The organism is Roseomonas acroporae (assembly GCF_023223525.1).
In the GTDB taxonomy this organism is placed as follows: domain Bacteria; phylum Pseudomonadota; class Alphaproteobacteria; order Acetobacterales; family Acetobacteraceae; genus Roseomonas_E; species Roseomonas_E acroporae.
This window is the reverse complement of sequence record NZ_JALPRX010000206.1, coordinates 1-2,744: the sequence shown is the minus strand read 5'-3', so window position 1 is coordinate 2,744 and position 2,744 is coordinate 1. Positions and strand designations below refer to the sequence as shown.

At 61.8% G+C, this 2,744-nt stretch carries 2 protein-coding genes; both read left to right on the top strand.

The window, feature by feature from the left end:
• Window positions 1-116: 116 nt before the first annotated feature.
• Entirely contained in the window at window positions 117-500 is a 384-nt protein-coding gene (locus M0638_RS27935; RefSeq protein ID WP_248670227.1) for a phospholipase D-like domain-containing protein, read from the top strand.
• A gap of 63 nt (window positions 501-563) precedes the next feature.
• A complete protein-coding gene (locus M0638_RS27930; protein ID WP_248670228.1) occupies window positions 564-2,273 on the top strand; it encodes an Eco57I restriction-modification methylase domain-containing protein in 1,710 nt (569 codons plus the stop codon).
• Window positions 2,274-2,744 lie beyond the last annotated feature (471 nt).

Genomic DNA, 2,744 nt, shown 5'->3' with positions numbered 1-2,744 from the left:
GCTCGGGTTCCTTACCAAACCCTCCACTCCCCAGGGGGAAGTCCACATGTGAACCTGGTCGAGACCGATGAGGCGTTCATCGAATCGCTCGCCGTGCCCTGCGGAGGCTCACGGTCATGACCCCGTTCCTCAACGAGGAGGGGATGCGCTGGGCCCTCCGGGTGTTCGCCGAGGCACCACCTGGCGTCGAACGGCACCTCGTCCTCCGCAATCGCCAGCGGGTCTACGGCCTTCTGCATGCGCACCACGACGAGTTCCGGGCCCTTGGGGTCAGTCTCTTCGACTACTGGGTGCCGTCGCCGTCCGGAAGCGGTTACGAGACGTTTCACGCCAAGGTTGTTCTGGCTGATGCTGAATTCGCGTATCTTGGCAGCGCCAACTTCATCCGCTACCTATGCAGCTCTGTGGAGATGGGCGTCCTGCTTGAGGGTCTGCCCGTGCTGGCGGTCGCAGAGACAGTCGCGGCGGCGAAAGAAATCTCGGAGAAATTTTCCGTCTGACTTCTACTGTATTGGCGCTCTCGGCTGCCGGAATCTGTCTTTACCACAAGAGTACAGTTGACGGTGTACTTCGCCGCCCATACGACGTTACGAGTGTGGGGCAGGGTGGGGTGTTTGGTGGGCAGCTGTTCGGTCGCGCAAGTTCGGGAGGCGACCTTAGCTAAGGTGTTCCGGTTGGTGCGGGACCGCGTGGGCCGAGAGAGCGCTACTACCTTCTGCCGCCGTTTGATCGACGGGCGCGGGCCGCGCGAAATAGTTTCTCTACTTGACCAGCTCGAGCCCGAATGGTCCGACCATGCCATTGCTAGCGCCTACACTATTCTCATCGGCGCCGAGCGGCGGAAGGCTCTCGGAGCCTATTTCACCCCACCGCACTTAGTGAGACACTTGATTCTCCGCATGGTGGAGTGCGGCTTGAATCTGGATCGGGATGTTATTCACGACCCGGCAGCGGGCGGAGCCGCCTTCATCGTGCCTATCGCCCGCAGAGTTGCTCGAGCCGGCTTGGACCGGGGGGATAGCCCTGAAGACGTACTGGCCGACGTGCGTGCCAGGCTGTCGGGCTGCGAGATCGACCGAGGACTTGCCCTCATCGCCAATGCCTTACTGCGCAGGATGTTACGCCGAGAGTTCGGGATGGCGGTCGGCCCGCGGTTCGGATTGGTCAGTATGGGGGATAGCCTGGTCGACCAACATGATGGGCTAGTGGACAGCTGGATCGGCAACCCGCCTTATGCGAAAATCGGGGCTAAAGGCCACCGCCGTTGGCGCGCCGAGTTCTCGGACATTGCTGGCGGGCAGCTCAACATTTACGCCATGTTTCTGCGTCGCGGGCTCGACAGGGTGCGCACCAACGGGCTGCTTGGGTTCATTGTGCCGATGAGCTTCATTGGTAGCCCGGACTACGCCTCCTTCCGCAGACGCCTTGCCCAAATGTCGCAGATTGTCTCGATTGATCTTATAGAGAAGCGCAAACACGTCTTCCTGGATGTCGTCCAGGATGCCTGCTTCATTGTCGTGCGGCGCCTAGAGGAGGCGCTGGAGCCGGAGACCACAGGGGCAGTCTCGGCCGCCTGCTGCATGGTCCACGCTGAAGGCGAGACAGAGGCCCTCGGAACCGTGGAGGTCTCGCTTGATGGCTTGCCATGGCGACTTCCGTCTCGCGGTCAGGACGGCAAAGGTGGGGCGACCTTGTCGGATTACGGCTACGAGACTCGCGTGGGCTACGTCGTGCCTCAACGCGTTGCAGACAGAATGCACCGCCGCCCCGCGAAGTCACGCTTCCCTTTGGTTTGGGCGAAAGCGGTGGGTTCGGATGGCCGCTTCGATTTCATGCGCGCAGAGCATCAATCGCAGGCCAGCGGCCGCCTGTGGTTCGAGGCAAAGGCGATGGCCCCGTATGTTTTCCGGAAGCCGCTTGTGGTCGTACAACGCACCTCCAACCGAAAACAGGAGCGACGCATCAACGCGGCGGCCGTTCCGAAGTCCTTCTTCAGAGAGCATGGCGGCTTGGTGGGAGAGAACCATGTCGTCCTTGTGTCCCCGATCGAGGGCCGAAAGCCGGTCGTGCCGCCTAAAGACCTTGCCGCACTGCTCAACAGCGGCCCGGTAAACGAGCGGTTCGGTCGCGTCTGCGGCACGGTGACCGTGTCGGCGCTGCTCTTGAGCAGCCTTGACCTTCCTCTGCCGCAAAGGGTTCTTGGTCTCGCTGCGAAGAGGGGAGAGGTTAGGGACAAGGCCGTTCTGACCGCGTACGGAGAGATCGCGCGCTAGGCCACTTGATCGCGTCTAACAGCGCTCAGTCGCCTCAGATGGTCTCTCCAAGACCGAGTACCAGCGACCCATCCTTCGTCGTGGTGGTCAAGGAGTAGCAGGTCGGCTGCCCCGATCGAGACGGCGTTAAATGGTCTGTCGAGGCTCGGCGCCAGACAAGGCCTCGGCTTTGGAGAAGGCAGCTTCTCTGCGCAGCTTTGACCGGCAGGCGGCACGCACGCCGAACGACGCGCGCTATCTCCCTCTAGAGATCGAGTGTTTTCAATAGGTTAAGCCTTGTTGGAAAAATCGGCCAACCCCCAAGGTCCGGAGACTCTCCGGCATTCCGGAGAGAAAAACCACCTTCGTTCCGACCTTGCACCATCAAGGTCGCGGCCGAAACCCGCAGGAAACCTGCGCCTCAGCGCGGTGCTCTGGTCAGGAGAGGTAAGCGTCCGGTGACGCGGCGACCGAGTGTCAGGTTGCCGCGGG

Excerpts from the sequence above, each read along its gene's own strand:
- M0638_RS27935 (WP_248670227.1), top strand. The coding sequence starts at position 117 with ATGACCCCGTTCCTCAACGAGGAGGGGATGCGCTGGGCCCTCCGGGTG.